Here is a 16,834-nt window from a genome sequence, read left to right on the forward strand (position 1 = left end):
CAGTGTTCGGCGGCTTTAATGCTTACTTTTCGCTCAGCTCGGCATATGTGTGCAGGAGCTCGGTAAGTACCTTGACCCAGCCGAAGGCATCCTCAGGAGCTTTACTTAGAATTTTCTCCACCTGCTCGCAGTGTTGTTCAAGAGTAACTGCTTCTTCAAGATTGAAGGACATAGCATAGAAATGCCACAAGATCAGGCGGATCATGCGTTCGGAATTTTGCTGCGCGTTGTCAGACTCGGAGAAAGCCATCTTGACTTCACCGAGGGCAATCGCAGTCATTCGAAGCATGGCATCAAACTGTGCCGACTTCAGGCGGTCTTCGCTATCAACCTCTTCCTGGTCGAAGGTAAATAGCTCCTGCATCATCTCTTCAGGAACCATACGGCCAATTACTCTTACGCTGAACTCTTCCAGCTCGTGGCGTGGCATTGTCAGCAGGCAATCAAGTTTGTAATCGCGTTCCATTTTCTTTCTCGGCAGTAAGCTAAAACAGGGCACGTATTCTGAGCGATTTTGCCGCGAAACTCCAGATCATTTCCATTTCTGGGGATGGATCGGAGATGCTTCTTTGACAGTCGGATGACATCCTTGCCATCAGCTTCGGGTATTGTCGGCACCGAACTCACCTCCTAGGACAACCAATTACTCAGTAATTGACTGTACAGAACGTAATGGCTACATCAGACAAACAACCGCGACAAGAGACAGAACAACACCTGTCATCCAAGAAATCAAATCAACAGGCACAATCGACCACTTCTTCTTTTTCCCCGTCTTCAGAAAGGTTTACACATCGTGCTTCTACAAGAAGCAAACGGCTCAAACATGGCTGTCTGGTTGGCATGGTGTTGATTGTTGCTGGCATGGTGTGGATGGGTAATACCCTTAACTATAGGGTAACGGATAAGTTCGAAGGGCAGCTATGGCAGTTGCCCTCTGTCGTTTACGCTCGTGAGTTAACCCTTCAGCCAGGAGCTGTGATCCGGTATGAAGACTTGGTCAACGAGTTGGAAGTGCTGAAGTATCGTAAAGTTACGACCCCGACGAAAAGCGGTGAGTATTCAACCAGCCGACTCAAGGTAGAGTTTATTCGGCGCCCGTTTGAATTTAGAGACGGGGAGCAGCCGCCGCGGCATGTGGTTGTTGAATTTGACTACTCGAAGGTCAGACGGATTTCAGAGGTCGAATCCGGACGTGAGCTGGGAACTTTTAGTGTAGAGCCAAAACTACTTGGTATGTTGGAGGCTAAGACAGACGAGCAACGGATCTATCGGCCAAAAGCCGAAATGCCACAGCCTTTGATTGAGGCGCTGATAGCAACCGAAGACAAGGAGTTTTACCAGCATGACGGAGTATCTCCCACAGCGATTGCCCGGGCATTTGTAGCAAACCTCAAAGCAGGGCGAACTGTGCAGGGCGGCAGTACGCTTACTCAGCAGTTGGCCAAGAATCTGTTTCTTAGCAGCGAGCGTAGCCTGTGGCGTAAATTCAAAGAAGCCTATATGGCCTTGATCATCGATTATCGATATAGCAAAGACCAGATCCTTGATGCCTATCTGAATCAGGTTTATCTGGCTCAAAATGGGGCTGATGCGGTTCACGGGTTTGCGCTTGGTTCGCGATTCTATTTTGGCTTGCCATTATCAGAACTACGCCTCGATCAGCAGGCGTTACTTGTCGGGTTGGTGAAAGGCCCTTCTTACTATAATCCATGGCGATATCCGGAGCGTGCAAAGCGCCGACGGGATCTGGTATTGCGTTTAATGGTCGAAAATGGCGTTCTCGAAGAAGAGGACTATAAGCTGGCCGCTGACAAACCATTGGATTTGCAAGAGAAGGGACAGATCGCCAACCGGCAGCCAGCCTATTTTGGTCAGTTGCAGCGTGAGCTGAAAAAGTATGTCGATGATTACCAACCCGGTCAGGGGCTGCGGTTATTTACGACCCTGGATCCGGACTCTCAGGCCAAGGCTGAGCAGGCTGTCCGTCATACGATTCCCCAGTTGGAAAAGCGTGCTGGCAACGAGCTTGAAACCGCGGTGGTTATTGCCGATCGCATGAACGGTGAAATCCGCGCTATGGTTGGCGGAAGTCGTCCGGGTTACGACGGCTTTAACCGGGCTATTGATGCCAAGCGCCCTATTGGCTCGGTCGTCAAACCGGCAATTTACCTGGCAGCCCTCGAGCAGCCGGGGCGTTTTTCGCTTGCCACCAATCTTGATGATCGTGCCTTGACGCTAAGAGGGCAGAATGGTGAAAAGTGGTCACCACGTAACTATGACCGTCAATACCGGGGATCGGTGCCTTTATATCTTTCGCTGGCGAAGTCATACAATATTCCGACAGTGAATCTCGGAATGGCCGTGGGCCTGGATGAAGTTATCGATACCATGGAAAGGTTAGGGATTGATCGCAATGAAATACCTAAGCTGCCATCGATGTTGCTGGGAGCCTTTACCCTGACGCCGGTCGATGTCACCCAGATGTATCAGACCATTGCCAGTGGTGGTCGAAAAAGCGAACTGACCGCATTGAGTGCAGTTGTTGATGCCAGCGGTAATGTGTTGTATCAAAAGCGCGCATCCGGGGAGCAGGTTGTCTCCGAGCAGGCGTCCTGGTTGACCCTGTACGGGATGCAGAAGGTGGTGACAGTTGGGACCGGGCGTTACCTGAACTCCATTTTGCCTTCATCACGCCTAGCCGGGAAAACCGGCACCTCAGATAAGGGCCGAGACAGCTGGTATGTAGGGGTAGACGGCAGAGAAGTGGTTACTATCTGGATGGGGCGTGACGATAATAAAAGCGCCAAGCTGACAGGTTCTTCAGGGCCGCTTCGACTTTACGCCGATTATATTCAGCGGCGCGATCCAGAGCCGCTGGTGCTTCGAGTTCCGCCGCAGGTGTCCGACTTTACCTATCACCAGGCGAAAACGGGGAGGTTGGAGCAAAGCTGCATCGGCTCGACAAAGCTGCCGGTGTGGGATCCGAATGGTACGTTGAAAAGAAGCTGTATAAAGAATGTCGAAACCTTCTTTAAACGTGTCTTTAACTGGTGACAAGCAGATTGGTATAAGTAGCTTGGGGTTAGGTATTGGGCTAGAATGCACGGCTTGTTATTGTACAGAAGTAGATAGACAGAGCTATGCGATTATTGAAGTCAACCGTTCATCCTGAAATTGAGAAGCTTGAAGGCCGTATTTTCCACCGTAAGGCGGCCCGAGGCATCATTCTCGATGGTGAGAATATCCTTATGCTCTACACCGCGCGTTATCATGACTATACGTTGCCTGGCGGTGGTATCGACGAAGGTGAGGACGCCATTCAAGGCTTGATCCGTGAACTTGAGGAAGAGACGGGGGCTCGCAATATCCGCAATATCTCGGCATTTGGTATGTATGAAGAATACCGACCATGGTACAAGCCAGAGCATGACATAATGCACATGGAATCATATTGCTTCGTTTGTACAATAGATGCTGAGCTGGGTGATACTCAGTTGGAAGACTATGAAGTTAACAACGGTATGAAACCAGTGTGGCTGAATATCTTTGATGCGATAGCTCATAATGAAGAGACCATTGCCAACAGTGATAAGAAAGGGATGTCGATAGAGCGAGAGACATTCTTGCTCAAGCGTATTGCTGCGGAATTGCTCCCTGAACCACAGCGTCAAATTGCCTAACGAAGAGCGTTTGCCTTACGTTTCTTCACCGTTACACTGACATAGTCAGTACCTGTCTAGTAACAGGTTTGAGTGGTTATGTTGGTGTAGCGCATAAAGGGTATAGGAGCCTCTTTTATTCTTCCTATCTCTTTATTTTTCCTCGTCATGTCTGGCGCTTGCCTACGCTGCTTCTCTCCTATTGTTAAACCGTTCAGCAAACTCCCTGTATTCGCATAGGGCATGGTGTGAAATGGATGATCTCCTTTTCAGTCAAAGCTGTTCAATTGTTGAGCTGGTTCAAACTTTATAAATATTGTTATTTCAAATAAGGGTCTGCCTACCCATTGCTACCTATTATGTAACTAAACACATAAGAAGTATTCTTTTAATAAAAGAGTCAGTAGGTTAGAAGATGGGAATAGAATTTCAGTCATATATTGGCAGTGTGGGTGCACAGCTGCCAAAACTTCCTTGCCCGGTAGAAGGCAATGTATCGCTAAATACTCCAGTAGGAAGTTGTCTGGATCACTTTGGTAATGTCTGGCTTGCCGATACTGCCCATAATCGTATTCTTGTTTTTGATAGCGAGCTGAACCATGTCCTGGCCCAGTTTGGTTCGACGGGTGAGGGGCCTCAGCAGTTCAACATGCCATTTCGCTTGCTTGCTCACCCGGCTAAAAATTGGATCTATGTCAGTGATATAGGTAATCAGCGGATCCACATCTTACACTACGATGCCAATCTCTCTGTTCAGTCTATTCATCAATTTGGCAATGAAGTGGAAGTCGGCTTAAAAGGCCCCAATGGTCTGGCGTTCTATCAGGGCGAGCTCTGTGTGGCAGATGAGTTTTATGAGGGGGCTGGTGGTGCCAGTCGGTTGGCTATTTTCTCTGAAGCGGGTCAGTACTTAAGATCCATTCATGAGATTGAAGGCGGTAAGGAGCCTATTCATCTTCTGTGGCCACAGGGGCTGAGTATGGATGATGACGGATTCCTATATGTCGCCAATACCGGATTTGATACGGTCGTCCGTTGTGATTGGCATGGTAAAGGGCGACCTTTTGCTGGCAATGGTAAATGCTATCTCGACGGTCTTGAGCTGGCGCGAGATGTTTCAGTGATTCAAAACCGGATTTTGATACCGGGGGCTAAGGCTAATGCCATATCGATATACGATATAGACGGTGAGTTGCAAGGTATGCTTGATGGCTTCTTTGCGCCTATTCAGATCACTCAAATGAACAACAGGGACCAGCTGTTAATTACCGAGCCCATTTTGGCCTCGCTTCAGCTCCATCACGTTAGCTTGCCTTCTTTCAGTGAGCAGTTCGCCGGTAAGAGCTATATCGGTGAAAGCAAGGTTGTTAAAACGGTTGGTGATGATAGGGGAAGTCCCGGTCAGTTTCATTTTGTTACTGCAGTGGCTGGGGGGATCACTCAGTCTAATCATAAGCACTACCGACAAAAGTATCCGTTGATTGAGAATTGGCTTTCCCACCAGTTTTCCCTACAGGAGCAGTTTTTTAAAGCGATGCAGCCTGCCGGTATGCCGTCGTGGTTGAACCTGGCGGTGACCGCCCAGTCAGAGTGGGTTCAGCGCTGGCAGCAGACGTGGCTAAGGGTGATTATGAATGACAGGTTCGAAGACCCGAAGACATTGCTTTGGATGGTCGATGCCGGAAATTATCAGCTTCAGGCCAGTGATAACGGCCATGCCGACTCGGCATCGCCAGTCAGCCTCCCTATGTTACCCGGCTCGCTGGGAATTGCTGCCTATAAGCCTAAGGTGCCCTTACCGGGACAGGTCGACCATGAGGTCCCGATGATAGTTGTGGGCAACTATTTAAGCGGCATTGTCTCTCTACTTCAATATGACAGCCGCATCGGCGAGCTGGTGCCATACACCTTTTTTGGCGGGTTGGGGGCCGAGCCCTGGCAGCTCAATAAACCACAGGGAATTACGATAGATCCGTCAACGAATGACATTCTCATTGCCGATTCGGGTAACCACCGAATTTCTCGCTGGCGAATCGACAGTGAGGGTGAGCCGGGTTTAGTCGGCGTATTCGGTAAGCTCGGGGCCGAACATGGTGAGTTTCATACTCCGTCTGATATTGCCGCTACTCCAAATGGCCTTATCTACATCACTGATCAATTCAATAACCGCATCGAAGTGTATGACGCTGATAACCAGTGGAAATGGAGTTTTGGTCAGGAAGGATACGGTGCCAGCAACGACAATTTCTTGCTGCCGACCAGTATCGACTATGACTCGGGTCATTTGTTTATCTCCGATTTGGTGAATCGCTCGATAAAGGTGTTTGATCTTGAGGGAAATTTTGTCGATAGCTTCAGTGGGTTTGGTGCCGATCCGGGCAAAGGCCAACTGTGGATGCCGTATCTGCTGCATGTTAATAACAGCAAGGTGTACCTACCGGACTGCGCCTTGAACCGAATCAATGTTTACCACTTTGATAAGAGCAAGAAATTGGCAGAGGTATCAGGATGAGTAATGTATTTAAGCGTGCACAACACAAACGGCTGAAGCATAAGCAGAATTCGACCGAGGATGTCATTTGTGAGAAGTCTCGCCAGCATTCGGAGCAATTAATGCTTAGGTTTGATGAGGTTATCAACCATTTATCCGAGGAAGAGGATGTCGATGCGTGTAAGAGGAAACTGCAGGAATTGCATCGCCATCATCACCGATGTTTCGGTGATAAGCATGTGTCCGGTCCTAATGAGCGTTAGGGATGACCATAAGGAATAGTGTTATGAAGAACAAGTTATCAAGTGTGACTATCGCAACGCGTGTTTGGGTGATCCTCGCATTATTTGCCATCGGTCTGGTGACCAGCACATTGATCAATGCAGCGAAGACGCGTGAGCATATGCGAGAGAACTATGAGCGAGGCGTTGCAACGCTGGTAGAAAGTGCCGTGGGTATAGTAGAGCACTATCATGGGCTTAGTGTATCTGGAGCGCTTACGGAGCCGCAGGCCAAAGAAGCCGCATTGGAAGCGATAGCAGCGATGCGCTTCGATAACGGGAATTATATTTTTGTCGGTGATAACCAGGGTGTCCAACTGACCAGTGGTGTTCCTTCACTAGTAGGCAAGAATACTTTGGGGCTCAAGGACCCGAATGGGTTCAGTTTTGTCCGGGAGCTCTATGTTCAGGGACGAAATGGTGGCGGTTTTGTTGATTATGTCTGGACGAATAGCCATGACAAAGAGGTGTTGGAGCCGAAAACCAGTTACGCTGTAGAGTTTGGCCCTTGGCAATGGTTAGTTGGTAGCGGAATGAACATGGAAGCATTGCAGGCCGATATTCATCGCTCTGAAGTTGTTTCTATGATCAATGCTGCGATTATTCTTGCTGTGTTGTCGTTGATCGTGACTTTCTTTATTCGCTCTATTACTTCTCCGCTTAAGCGAACCGTAAATGCAATGGAGGCACTCTCGAAGGGTGAAGGGGACTTAACGCAGAGGCTGGAAGAAGAGGGGACCCGAGAACTGATCGATCTCGCTCGTCACTTTAACCAGTTTGTCTGCTCCATTCAGAGCATTATGCAAAATATTAGTGTAGTCGGTGAGCAGGTCTCAGCGTCGGCACACCAGATGTCTTCGTCGATTAATACCGTCGATGATAATTTGAATCAGCAGCAGAACGATGTGGAGCAACTTGCTGCGGCAATGACAGAAATGCTGGCTACCGTCGAGGAGGTAAGCCGGAGAACAGTTGAGGCCAATGATTCGAGTATTTCGGCGGCTAAAGAGACTCAGGGTAGTATGGAAATCATTAATAATAATATTTCCGAGGCTAACTTGTTGGCTGAAGATATCGGCAGAGCCAGTGAAGTGGTTGATCAGTTGGCTGCTGATAGTCGAAATGTCGATACTGTTCTAGAAGTGATTCGCGGTATTGCCGAGCAAACTAACTTATTAGCATTGAATGCTGCGATTGAGGCTGCCCGTGCGGGTGAAGCCGGTCGGGGTTTTGCGGTTGTTGCCGATGAAGTCCGAACCTTATCCCAGCGGACTCAGGAGTCGACACTGGAAATTCAGAATATCGTCGAAAAGCTTCAGAGTGGGGCGGAAAATGCGGTCAAAGTAATGAGCAAAGGGGCCGAAAAAGCGGAGAACGCCTCAAAGATTTCTGCATCTGCCGGTGAAGCGCTTAATACCATTAATGATGAGGTGCAGGTTATTCAGGATATGAGTCAGCACATCGCGACGGCGACAGAAGAGCAAAACCTGACGGTGAACGACATCAATCGTAATGTCGTCAGCCTGAAAGATATGTCGATGTCTGTTTCCCAGGAATCAACACAGATGGCTAGCGCCAGTGAAGAGTTGAGCCAGGTCTCAGTGGATCTTATGAGGATGATTAACCGCTTTAAGATAGGCTAGCTCAATAATAATACGGTTGATAGGAATCAGTGGCCTATAGTGATGTGATAAGAACATCAACAATAGGACATCATAATGCGCGTGTGTTTGAAAGTGTTGTTAGCCGGATTATTGCTGCTGGGGCTCAATGCCAATGTGTTGGCTGACTGGAAGTTGGATAGCAATAGCTCCAATGTAAACTTTATTTCTGTGAAGAATGACTCGGTAATAGAGCAGCACCATTTTCGAAATATCAGCGGCTCGGTGTCAAAAGAAGGCGAGGTTAAGGTGGTTATTGATCTTGCGAGTGTTGACACCCAGATCTCGATTCGGGATGAGCGCATGAAGAAGGAGCTGTTTGAAGTCGAGGGGTTTCCACTCGCAACACTGACGGCCAAGGTTGATCCTGTGATGCTGAGTGAATTGATCCCCGGCAAAACTCAGCCTGCGGATATTGAGTTTTCGCTAGATCTTCATGGATTAAAGCAAACACTGGCGGCGAAACTTCAGGTAACAGGGTTGGAAAACGGTGGAGTGCTCGTTTCAACCACGTGGCCGATTGAAGTTAAATCTGCACTTTTTGGCTTGGACAAAGGGATTGAGATCTTAAGGAATATTGCCAAGTTAAACTCCATTTTACTTAGCGTGCCTGTCACGGCGCAGCTTGTTTTTATTCAGTAAGGTTCCATAAACGGTAAAGCTGGCAACAGCCAGTTTTATCGTTCCTCTCTCAATGTGGTATAGCCAAGCCATAGTCGTAAGTAATTCTCGCCGAATCGAGCATCTTGAGGTAGTTTGGGTGTATCTTGGGTTATCACTTAATACTGCTTAAAGGACTAAGTATGAACACTGTAAGCTTCAACAATTCCTTGATTTCTCCCAGCAAAGTCGTCTGCATCGGTCGAAACTACGTTGATCATGTTCATGAGCTAGGAAACGAAATCCCGGATGAAATGGTGATATTTATAAAGCCCAACTCAGCGATTGGTACTGTTTTATCTGCTACGCACCGTGGCGATGAGTTGCATTATGAAAGTGAGATTGCTTATTTATACCAGGATGGACGCTTTGTCGCGGCAGCGCTCGGAATGGATTTGACCAAACGGCGTGTCCAGAGCGAGTTGAAGGCCAAGTCGCTGCCCTGGGAGAGAAGTAAAGCGTTCGATGGTTCGGCTGTATTCAGCGCGTTTGTTCCCATTTCAGGTAGTGATGCCGCGCTTGGGTTGAGCCTGCATATTGACGGAGAGCTGATCCAGCAGGGCGATACATCGTTGATGATGTACAAACCAGCGCAGATCCTTGAGGAAGTACAGACTTTTATGCAGCTGGAAGATGGTGACATTGTAATGACTGGCACACCTGCGGGGGTCGGAAAAATACGCCAGGGAGCCGAGTTTATCGGTGCTTTGGTATGCAATGGTCAGGAAGTAGTCAGTCAGCAATGGTTGGTAAAATAGCGTGTTGGTAAATGCTTGAATATGACAATGCAATCAACGAAGCTTAAGGACAAGGAGATTGCTATGTTTCAAAAAGAACACTTAATCAAGGTTGCCAATGTCAAAATGCCGTTTGGAAAGTACAGTGGCAGGGCACTTATCGATTTGCCAGAAGAATATTTACTGTGGTTCCAGAAAAAAGGCTTCCCGGAAGGAGAGTTGGGCACGCTGATGGCTTTGACGCTTGAGTTTAAAATTGAAGGGCTGGAGTCGGTGATCAGGCCGCTGAAGCGCGACTAATGAAAGGCCAGAGTGAAGATAAACATATCATCCACTTACCGTCACTAATTCACCGTATAGGTGGTGATAATGTCAAAAAGGCCAAGCTAATTGCCAAGGAAAATGGGTGCGAGCTAAAAAGAGTTCGCCGTTCCAGAAACTGGCAGGTGAGCGGAGAACCCTGTGCGCAGCGCAAGCTCTCTGATAGCCTGAACTTCTCAGAGCCTGAGGCTTTTCAATATTTGATACGTAAGATTGATGAGCGGCTTGTGATCATTAATGAAAACAGTGAATCACGGGAAGAGCAGCTAAAGAAACTGGTGTTCGAGAATCCTAACATTACGTTGGCGGAGCTTATGGCGATGACTAACTGCTCTATTGCTGAGGCCAGACTGGCACGATTTACCGCTGATTTGCTCTAGGTAGTAATACACCATTGGTGGATCTCAGATAGAAAAATGGGGCTGATAGCCCCATTTTCAATGATCAGCAGGCGCTTACTTACTCAGATAAGCGTAGCCTGTGGTGAACGCAGCTTCCTGGAACTGGCGCAGACCTGTATCGCGGAAATCGATAGCCAGCGGATTGCGTTTCAGCTTTTGCTTGATGTCGTTGTTTGACATGAAATCAACCTGAACACCGTCGAGAAGCTGGATTGCTGCTTCTAGCTTGAAGCCTACTGCACTGCCGGCAAATTTACCGCGTGTCTCGCGGGTACGGATCACAACAGCGTCAACTTGGTAGTCTTCTAGTAGCTTTTTGAATGCGAACTGGAAGTCTCTCATTTCAGTATTGTCGAGAGAGTCTTTCATAATGAACTTTTGAGTTCGGCATTGAGGGATGTCAAATAATCCATTGTCTTGTGAAAGCAGGCAAACAATCGCCTCGTTGCTTTTTAACTCAACAGCACAAATTTTCATGTAAACACCTAAATTTCTAATTAGCGCTATATTGTAGGCAAAAGTTTGGCTGATGTCAGATCTTTATAGCTGGTAACGTCAAAACGTTACTAGGAGTAGATCGGGCCGCTCAGTTCCTGCTGAGTGAGAAATAACCGCATGTCGAATTCGAGCTGGTGGTAGTCAGGCTCCATATGGCAACAAAGTTGATAGAATGCTTTGTTGTGCTCTTTTTCTCTCAGGTGGGCAAGCTCGTGGACAATAATCATACGTAAAAAAGGCAGCGGCGCATGTTTGAAAATCGATGAGATACGAATTTCATGCTTTGCCTTGAGCTTGTTGCCCTGCACGCGAGAGACAAACGAGTGGAGCCCTAGCGCATGGTTGATGACATGTATTTTCTTGTCATAGACCACTTTACTCACCGGTGGCGATTTCTTCAGGTATTGCGACTTGATCTCTTGTACATAGTCATACAAGGCTTTCTCTGTTGTTAGCTCATGGCAACGGGGATATTTCTTTAGCAAGAAAGCTTCAAGCTGGTTGGAATCAATCAGGTTGGCCACCTGATCGGTAATTGAAGAGGGATAGCCTTGCAGGTACTTGAGCTTTTGCATAGTAGAGGTTGTTGGCAATTTATTGAGAGAAGTTATTGGTCGGGTAATCTTATAGAGCCGATGACAGCTTAGCAATCACCTATTATTGTCCATTCAGTGATTCAATTCAGTCCATCTGTAACATAGGTATATATTAAACTGATTATTAAAGGAGATGACGACAGTGAAGTGGTTACATTGCTCTTGCGCTTTTATGGAGGAAATGGGGATATGGATTTGAAATTGCCTCCACCAGTGTTATTGCTGATAACGCTTGGTGGTATGTATTTGCTTTCACAGTATTGGCCGTTATGGATATTTTCGTTTTGGGGCCAGTTTATGCTGGTGCTGATGTTTTGCCTTGCTGGGACCTTGGTTGGCTTGGCTGGAGTTATGTCATTTGCTAAAGAGCGAACAACCGTCGATCCGCGTAATCCGCATAAGGCATCAAGTCTGGTCACTTCGGGTATCTATCGATTTTCACGTAATCCGATGTACCTCGGGTTAGTATTGTTTCTTATCGCTGCCTTTTTTTATTTATCCGCACTCTCTGCTTTAGTGATGATCCCGCTGTTTATCTTCTATATGAATAACTTCCAAATCGGCCCGGAAGAAGATGTGTTGGAAGCCATTTTTGGTGAAGAGTATCGACAATACTGCGAGCAAGTACGCCGTTGGTGCTAACTACTATGCCTAGTTACTACGCCTAGTTATTGCGCCTTGTCGCTACGCCTAGTCACAGTGCTGGCTGTTTAAGCCTCTGGAGGTATTGACCATATTAACGCGGTGGTTATTATGTGCCACTTCGTTAATACCTGAGCAAGCACTATGGGCAATCCGTTCAAAGCACGCTGGACATCGGTAGGGAACACCTTGTGTCTGGGCCATTGGGAAATTACATATCAGGGAAGCCTTTTAGAGATTCCGGAAGAAAAGCTTGAAAAGGATATGGGTACCTTTGGCATTTATAACTTCATGGATCCGGATGATCCCCTCTACGCCGAAGGGGAGGAAGAAGATCAATGGATTGTTTCCAATATAGATTGGCTGGCGGATCTTTTTGATACCCAGAATATTCCGATTGATGAGGACAATTTCCGGTATTTTTATCAGGCTGTGAATGCGGAAGACTGGCGTTGTGGCAGTTGCGGAGGTTGCTAGTTTCCTGGAGTTGGCCGCTATAGAAAAACTTTCTCCCGGATTTTGATTTTAGAGGATTTTTGGCAAAACAATTCCCTTCAGGTAGGTGTAAATTAACCATATTAAGACAAGGGGGATAAAACAGTACCCTACCATCCACCTGTTTATCTGAAGGTAATAACAATGAAAAAGCACCTCTGGAACGGTTTTATTGAAACAGTTAAGAAAGAAGTGGTTCCTGCATTAGGCTGTACTGAACCGGTTTCAGTTGCGTTGGCCGCTGCGATTGCCGCTCGTCACCTTAAGGGAAAGCCAACCCAGGTTGAAGCATATGTCTCTCCCAACCTAATGAAGAATGGCATGGGCGTTGGTGTACCTGGAACCGGAATGGTTGGTCTGCCGATAGCGGCAGCTGTGGGCGCATTGGCGGGTGAACCTGATGCAGGGCTGGAAGTTTTAAAAAATATCACCAAGGGTGATGTCGAGGCAGCCAAACTGATGCTGGAACAGCAGGTTAGTGTGGGTGTCGCCCAAGTGTCTAATATCTTGTTTGCCAAAGTGACAGTTAGTGATGGTACCGATCAGGCGACTGTGATTATTGCTGACGGTCATACTAACGTTGTTTCGATTGATGTTAACGGCGATGCGGTCTTTATTATTGACCCGCAGCCGGCTACAACGGCTGATACTCAGTCCGAGAACATTTTTGCCCACGCGAATGCACACGATATCTATGAGTTTGCACTCAATGTTCCCGTTGAAGATATCCAGTTTATTACTGAATCACTGGAGCTCAATGATGCCCTGTCCAAAGAAGGGTTGACCGGTAACTATGGCTTGCAGATAGGTGCAACGTTCCAGCGAAATGTTGAGCGAGGGCTGCTTTCTGGCGGGCTGCTGACGAATGTACTCTGCCGTACTTCCGCCGCTTCAGATGCCCGGATGGATGGTGCAATGAAGCCTGCGATGAGCAATTCTGGTTCTGGCAACCAGGGTATTGCTGCGACGATGCCGGTAGCTGTTGTTGCCGAGCATGTGAACGCTGATCAGGAAACCATGGCCCGAGCATTGATGATGTCTCATTTGATGGCGATTTATATCAAGAGCTATCAGAATAAACTGTCTGCGCTTTGTGGTGCGACAACGGCTTCTATGGGAGCTGTTGCGGGAATGACCTGGTTGCTTGGCGGACGTTTTGAGCAAATCAGTGCAGCGATTAACAGCATGATTGGCGATATTACCGGGATCATTTGTGATGGAGCCAAAACAAGCTGTGCGATGAAAGTCTCATCATCGGCCAGTGCTGCTGTAAAGGCTGCGTTAATGGCACTGGATGGTATCCGGGTAACGGGTAATGAAGGTATCGTCGCTGATGATGTTGATGCGTCTATCCGCAATATGTCGGCCCTTGCCAATGGTGCGATGACTCAGACTGATGTCCAGATCCTGGATATCATGGTTCATAAGTAAGCCATTGTTTCTTGATTACAAGCTATCTTGGTTCAAAGAGCGCCTTTAGGCGCTCTTTGTGTTTTTACTCGTCAGCAGTTAATGACCGAGAATTGCGCGTCTGGTGAAAGGGCAGACATCCGCTTAATACAATCCATACGAATCTTCGTATACTGATATTCAGTTTTGAAAACTAGCCATTCAGATTTGTCTGGGTGGGTTTCCGTGGTTATACACTTTCCTTCGACTGAACTCTCGTCACGTAAATCAAGCTTTACCTGATAGTGGTAAACACAAGCCATTTCGAAATAGTCGTGAAGGGTACAGTCGATAGGTTGATAACGATGGGTCATCGTGGATCCTCCTAGCGACGTGTTCATACTATACCCAAGCTACAAGAAGGTGCAGGTTTACGCTAAGCCGTGCACATTGAACGTAGTTTGATAAAGGATAGTCAACATTAACACTGTTGTCTTAGTATTGAGCAACGCCGCAGTATAGTATGTTGAAGGAGAGGCCGCCAGGCGGCCCTGAATATAGTGCATCGTTATTGTTAACTTGCTAACACCTCAGGCTGAAGGTACTGCTGCCAGGCTTCCTGGTAAAGATTACTCGAGACAGTTCGCAACTGAGCAATTTGTGCCAGTTCGAATTCAGAAAGAGGGCGTTTCTGCTGTAATCCTACCCGTTCAATTTTTTGGATCTGTTCATAGATTTCATGCTCAGCACCGTTTTTTACTGTCGATATCGCATCGAGGTGTAGTTGAACTTCGGCGATAATCTGGCTTTCAGGTAACTGAACCAGCAATTTAAGGTCGCGATAACCTGAATCTGTCGGCGATTTAAAGCGGTTCTTGACCGCAACAACAGTCACTTCCTTGTTAAGCAGTTCGAATGCCTGAACCAGACTAGGGATATCTTCTGCAACCAGTGAACCTCGGGCCAGGTCGGTGATCTGGTTTGTATTTCCTTGAAGTTCAGTATCTACTTTGGTTTTGGCACGATGCTGGGACTTAACACCCGGTAAAATAGCCTGCGTGCTGGTAACAAGGCTTATCTCACGAATAACAGTATCAAGTTCTTGTTGGGCATGAGCCGCAGCAAGGTATAGCTGGTCGAAATCTGAGTAAGGTTGAGCGATCCCCTCATCTTTCCAGCTATCAATGCTGTAGAGGCCACTTAGGCTGCGCTGGAATGATTTCTTACTGGCTTCTGAGCGATTGGAAGGCAGCTCATGGTCTGATTCAGAATAGCTTGTCATCGGTGCAGCCATTGCCGGGCCACGACCAAGAACAAATAGAAGAATAAAGCAGGTACGAAGTACAGATTTCATATCCATCAAGCAACTCCTGGTATGCTGAGTACTGCCTTTCGGCTTCAGCAATATACGTTAAACGGTGACCTTCAAACCGAAGGTTTGGTAAAAGTGACGTATCAGGCTGTTAAGAGCTTCTCTTTGTTGGTCTGTAGAATAACAAAGTAATCTGAACGGAAGATGAATTTGCTGAAGGGGTGAGCTTTAGATATTTCAGCCCGACATAAATGCTGTTCGGGCTGAATGATGAGGTTTAATTAGCTGGCAATAGCCTCTGGTTGTAGGTATTGATGCCATGCAGTCTGGTACATCGCCCGGGACTGCTGTCGCAGTGACGCGAGTTTGGCTAATTCGATATCGTTTAGGTCTCGCTGCTCTGTCGTGGCCTTGCGCTCGATGGTCTGAATTTGTTCATATATCTCGTGCTCGGCACCATTTTTGATTACAGAAATTTCCTCAAGGTGAAGTTGAATTTCAGCAATGTGCTGGGTTTTAGGTAGACGCACGAGTAGCTTCAGATCGCGGTAGCCTGACGGCGCAGGGGTCTTGAAGCGGTTCTTGACCTCGACGACGGTGACTTCCTTGTTCAATAGTTCAAACGACTGAACAAGGCTACCAATGTTGTTGGTTACCAGTGAGCCTCGTGCTAAATCGGTCAGCAGCTCAGTTTGGCCTTCTAGTTCCGTTGCGATTTTTTGTTGCGCCCTTGCTTCTGATTTCAGGCCGGGTAATACCGGTTGGGCGGCTGTTAGTAGGCTGACTTGACTGAGTACATTTTCAAGCTCGCTTTGGGCAGAGGCTGCTTGTTGATACAGAGCATCGAAGTCAGAATGAGGCTGAATCAGGGTTGGAGAACGGTAACTAGGGATTGAGTAAAGGCCACTAAGAGAGCGTTGGAATGTTTCTTTGGAGCCTTGGACAGGGGAGGGGTTTTCAATATCAGCATTGTTATATTCAGGTAACGCGGCTGAAGCAACCGGGCTTCGGCCAAGAACAAACATCAGAACAAAACATGTTCTCAATAAAGATTTTGCAACCATTAAAACTCCTTGTATCACCACTAAACGAAAGTGGTTACGGATCGTCTTTTTATCCGCTCAGTTAAGATATCTGTCCGGAGGCCCGGTTTTCAAGGACGCTGGCCGCAAAAATAAGGCTTCGTTTTTTCAGGTTGTGATTGGCTTCCCAAACTGAGCAAAATCCGTTTTTGAGCTAGGATGAAATTCATTCGATTTGTAACAAAAGGTGGAGAAGTTGGTTGATAGGACATCAGGAGTGGTAGACTGACGGCGTTAAGTTTTATTGAGTGAGTGTTGATTGTGCAGCAAGAACTATTAGTGACATTTGCCATTGTATGGCTGGGGTTGTCTGTTGGCAGCTATATGCTGTTCCAACGAGGATCTGACGTCGAGCGCAAACGAAGATTATGGCCTGTGTATACCATCTTTAGTAATGTCGTTATTGGGGCGGTTATCGTGTATGCACAGCCGCCAATGCAGATGATGCTGGGGCTGTTGGCCTTTATGGTGCCGTTAACATGGCTAACTATCCGCGCAACCAAGTTTTGCACAGCATGTGGAAGAGCGACTCGCGTCCCGTTTTTCATGAAACCGGCCGAGAAATGCTCACACTGCCAGAAACCGCTTAGCGACTAGCCCAGATGA

At 47.4% G+C, this 16,834-nt stretch carries 19 protein-coding genes; 13 read left to right on the forward strand and 6 right to left on the reverse strand.

The genetic code is table 11. The features are described 5' to 3' along the window. Positions 1 to 22: 22 nt before the first annotated feature. On the reverse strand, positions 23 to 466 hold the full coding sequence (locus BIT28_RS25040) for an exoribonuclease R (protein ID WP_075767687.1): 444 nt from the start codon (positions 464 to 466) through the stop codon (positions 23 to 25). 206 nt (positions 467 to 672) lie between these two features. On the opposite strand from BIT28_RS25040, the gene mrcB reads away from it, so the two are divergent. From mrcB to BIT28_RS25085, 9 genes are all read left to right on the forward strand, one after another. Next, positions 673 to 3,057, forward strand: a complete 2,385-nt coding sequence (gene mrcB / locus BIT28_RS25045) for a penicillin-binding protein 1B (RefSeq protein ID WP_075767688.1) — start codon at positions 673 to 675, stop codon at positions 3,055 to 3,057. Positions 3,058 to 3,143: 86 nt separating this feature from the next. Further along, on the forward strand, positions 3,144 to 3,683 hold the full coding sequence (locus BIT28_RS25050; protein WP_075767689.1) for an NUDIX hydrolase: 540 nt from the start codon (positions 3,144 to 3,146) through the stop codon (positions 3,681 to 3,683). Positions 3,684 to 4,077: 394 nt separating this feature from the next. Beyond that, on the forward strand, positions 4,078 to 6,174 hold the full coding sequence (locus BIT28_RS25055) for an NHL repeat-containing protein (RefSeq protein WP_075767690.1): 2,097 nt from the start codon (positions 4,078 to 4,080) through the stop codon (positions 6,172 to 6,174). Further along, positions 6,171 to 6,416: a hypothetical protein gene (locus BIT28_RS25060; RefSeq protein WP_075767691.1), complete on the forward strand. Its 246-nt coding sequence runs from the start codon at positions 6,171 to 6,173 to the stop codon at positions 6,414 to 6,416. Before BIT28_RS25055 ends, BIT28_RS25060 begins: the two co-directional genes overlap by 4 nt. A gap of 23 nt (positions 6,417 to 6,439) precedes the next feature. Further along, positions 6,440 to 8,077: a methyl-accepting chemotaxis protein gene (locus BIT28_RS25065; RefSeq protein ID WP_083652147.1), complete on the forward strand. Its 1,638-nt coding sequence runs from the start codon at positions 6,440 to 6,442 to the stop codon at positions 8,075 to 8,077. Between the two features lie 75 nt (positions 8,078 to 8,152). After that, the gene (locus tag BIT28_RS25070) at positions 8,153 to 8,737 is read left to right on the forward strand and encodes a YceI family protein (protein WP_075767693.1); all 585 of its coding nucleotides are present in this window, start codon (positions 8,153 to 8,155) and stop codon (positions 8,735 to 8,737) included. Between the two features lie 161 nt (positions 8,738 to 8,898). Continuing rightward, complete coding sequence (locus tag BIT28_RS25075) at positions 8,899 to 9,513, forward strand: fumarylacetoacetate hydrolase family protein (protein WP_075767694.1); 615 nt, start codon at positions 8,899 to 8,901, stop codon at positions 9,511 to 9,513. A 63-nt stretch (positions 9,514 to 9,576) separates the two neighbouring features. Further along, positions 9,577 to 9,792 carry a DUF3820 family protein gene (locus BIT28_RS25080; RefSeq protein ID WP_075767695.1) on the forward strand — a complete coding sequence of 72 codons (216 nt, stop codon included), beginning with the start codon at positions 9,577 to 9,579 and terminating at the stop codon, positions 9,790 to 9,792. Continuing rightward, positions 9,792 to 10,193, forward strand: a complete 402-nt coding sequence (locus BIT28_RS25085) for a ribosome recycling factor family protein (RefSeq protein WP_075767696.1) — start codon at positions 9,792 to 9,794, stop codon at positions 10,191 to 10,193. Before BIT28_RS25080 ends, BIT28_RS25085 begins: the two co-directional genes overlap by 1 nt. Before the next feature lie 75 nt (positions 10,194 to 10,268). Here the strand turns inward: BIT28_RS25085 and BIT28_RS25090 are convergent, their stop codons facing one another. Both BIT28_RS25090 and BIT28_RS25095 read right to left on the reverse strand, forming a co-directional pair. Then, positions 10,269 to 10,691 carry a DUF3010 family protein gene (locus tag BIT28_RS25090; protein ID WP_075767697.1) on the reverse strand — a complete coding sequence of 141 codons (423 nt, stop codon included), beginning with the start codon at positions 10,689 to 10,691 and terminating at the stop codon, positions 10,269 to 10,271. Positions 10,692 to 10,780: 89 nt separating this feature from the next. Beyond that, positions 10,781 to 11,287, reverse strand: a complete 507-nt coding sequence (locus tag BIT28_RS25095; RefSeq protein ID WP_075767698.1) for a M48 family metallopeptidase — start codon at positions 11,285 to 11,287, stop codon at positions 10,781 to 10,783. Positions 11,288 to 11,497: 210 nt separating this feature from the next. Between BIT28_RS25095 and BIT28_RS25100 the strand changes: the two genes are divergently transcribed. From BIT28_RS25100 to BIT28_RS25110, 3 genes are all read left to right on the forward strand, one after another. Then, a complete protein-coding gene (locus BIT28_RS25100; protein ID WP_075767699.1) occupies positions 11,498 to 11,950 on the forward strand; it encodes a methyltransferase family protein in 453 nt (150 codons plus the stop codon). 144 nt (positions 11,951 to 12,094) lie between these two features. Continuing rightward, positions 12,095 to 12,427 carry a hypothetical protein gene (locus tag BIT28_RS25105; protein ID WP_075767700.1) on the forward strand — a complete coding sequence of 111 codons (333 nt, stop codon included), beginning with the start codon at positions 12,095 to 12,097 and terminating at the stop codon, positions 12,425 to 12,427. Positions 12,428 to 12,589: 162 nt separating this feature from the next. Then, positions 12,590 to 13,876 (forward strand): L-cysteine desulfidase family protein, encoded by a 1,287-nt coding sequence (locus tag BIT28_RS25110; RefSeq protein WP_075767701.1) that lies wholly within the window; start codon positions 12,590 to 12,592, stop codon positions 13,874 to 13,876. A gap of 71 nt (positions 13,877 to 13,947) precedes the next feature. Here the strand turns inward: BIT28_RS25110 and BIT28_RS25115 are convergent, their stop codons facing one another. From BIT28_RS25115 to BIT28_RS25125, 3 genes are all read right to left on the reverse strand, one after another. Next, positions 13,948 to 14,208: a Rho-binding antiterminator gene (locus BIT28_RS25115; protein ID WP_160653549.1), complete on the reverse strand. Its 261-nt coding sequence runs from the start codon at positions 14,206 to 14,208 to the stop codon at positions 13,948 to 13,950. A gap of 200 nt (positions 14,209 to 14,408) precedes the next feature. Then, entirely contained in the window at positions 14,409 to 15,188 is a 780-nt protein-coding gene (locus tag BIT28_RS25120; protein ID WP_075767752.1) for a nucleotidyltransferase family protein, read from the reverse strand. A 239-nt stretch (positions 15,189 to 15,427) separates the two neighbouring features. Next, the gene (locus BIT28_RS25125; RefSeq protein WP_075767703.1) at positions 15,428 to 16,210 is read right to left on the reverse strand and encodes a RelA/SpoT domain-containing protein; all 783 of its coding nucleotides are present in this window, start codon (positions 16,208 to 16,210) and stop codon (positions 15,428 to 15,430) included. Positions 16,211 to 16,489: 279 nt separating this feature from the next. Between BIT28_RS25125 and BIT28_RS25130 the strand changes: the two genes are divergently transcribed. Beyond that, the gene (locus BIT28_RS25130) at positions 16,490 to 16,825 is read left to right on the forward strand and encodes a C1 domain-containing protein (RefSeq protein WP_075767753.1); all 336 of its coding nucleotides are present in this window, start codon (positions 16,490 to 16,492) and stop codon (positions 16,823 to 16,825) included. Positions 16,826 to 16,834: the final 9 nt, after the last annotated feature.

Source organism: Photobacterium proteolyticum, from assembly GCF_001939735.1.
GTDB classification, from domain to species: Bacteria; Pseudomonadota; Gammaproteobacteria; order Enterobacterales; family Vibrionaceae; genus Photobacterium; species Photobacterium proteolyticum.

What these genes read in the sequence shown, in the direction of transcription:
- BIT28_RS25040 (WP_075767687.1), bottom strand. Translation starts at nt 466, where the DNA reads ATGGAACGCGATTACAAACTTGATTGCCTGCTGACAATGCCACGCCAC.
- mrcB (WP_075767688.1), top strand. Translation starts at nt 673, where the DNA reads ATGGCTACATCAGACAAACAACCGCGACAAGAGACAGAACAACACCTG.
- BIT28_RS25050 (WP_075767689.1), top strand. Translation starts at nt 3,144, where the DNA reads ATGCGATTATTGAAGTCAACCGTTCATCCTGAAATTGAGAAGCTTGAA.
- BIT28_RS25055 (WP_075767690.1), top strand. Translation starts at nt 4,078, where the DNA reads ATGGGAATAGAATTTCAGTCATATATTGGCAGTGTGGGTGCACAGCTG.
- BIT28_RS25060 (WP_075767691.1), top strand. Translation starts at nt 6,171, where the DNA reads ATGAGTAATGTATTTAAGCGTGCACAACACAAACGGCTGAAGCATAAG.
- BIT28_RS25065 (WP_083652147.1), top strand. Translation starts at nt 6,440, where the DNA reads ATGAAGAACAAGTTATCAAGTGTGACTATCGCAACGCGTGTTTGGGTG.
- BIT28_RS25070 (WP_075767693.1), top strand. Translation starts at nt 8,153, where the DNA reads ATGCGCGTGTGTTTGAAAGTGTTGTTAGCCGGATTATTGCTGCTGGGG.
- BIT28_RS25075 (WP_075767694.1), top strand. Translation starts at nt 8,899, where the DNA reads ATGAACACTGTAAGCTTCAACAATTCCTTGATTTCTCCCAGCAAAGTC.
- BIT28_RS25080 (WP_075767695.1), top strand. Translation starts at nt 9,577, where the DNA reads ATGTTTCAAAAAGAACACTTAATCAAGGTTGCCAATGTCAAAATGCCG.
- BIT28_RS25085 (WP_075767696.1), top strand. Translation starts at nt 9,792, where the DNA reads ATGAAAGGCCAGAGTGAAGATAAACATATCATCCACTTACCGTCACTA.
- BIT28_RS25090 (WP_075767697.1), bottom strand. Translation starts at nt 10,691, where the DNA reads ATGAAAATTTGTGCTGTTGAGTTAAAAAGCAACGAGGCGATTGTTTGC.
- BIT28_RS25095 (WP_075767698.1), bottom strand. Translation starts at nt 11,287, where the DNA reads ATGCAAAAGCTCAAGTACCTGCAAGGCTATCCCTCTTCAATTACCGAT.
- BIT28_RS25100 (WP_075767699.1), top strand. Translation starts at nt 11,498, where the DNA reads ATGGATTTGAAATTGCCTCCACCAGTGTTATTGCTGATAACGCTTGGT.
- BIT28_RS25105 (WP_075767700.1), top strand. Translation starts at nt 12,095, where the DNA reads ATGGGCAATCCGTTCAAAGCACGCTGGACATCGGTAGGGAACACCTTG.
- BIT28_RS25110 (WP_075767701.1), top strand. Translation starts at nt 12,590, where the DNA reads ATGAAAAAGCACCTCTGGAACGGTTTTATTGAAACAGTTAAGAAAGAA.
- BIT28_RS25115 (WP_160653549.1), bottom strand. Translation starts at nt 14,208, where the DNA reads ATGACCCATCGTTATCAACCTATCGACTGTACCCTTCACGACTATTTC.
- BIT28_RS25120 (WP_075767752.1), bottom strand. Translation starts at nt 15,188, where the DNA reads ATGAAATCTGTACTTCGTACCTGCTTTATTCTTCTATTTGTTCTTGGT.
- BIT28_RS25125 (WP_075767703.1), bottom strand. Translation starts at nt 16,210, where the DNA reads ATGGTTGCAAAATCTTTATTGAGAACATGTTTTGTTCTGATGTTTGTT.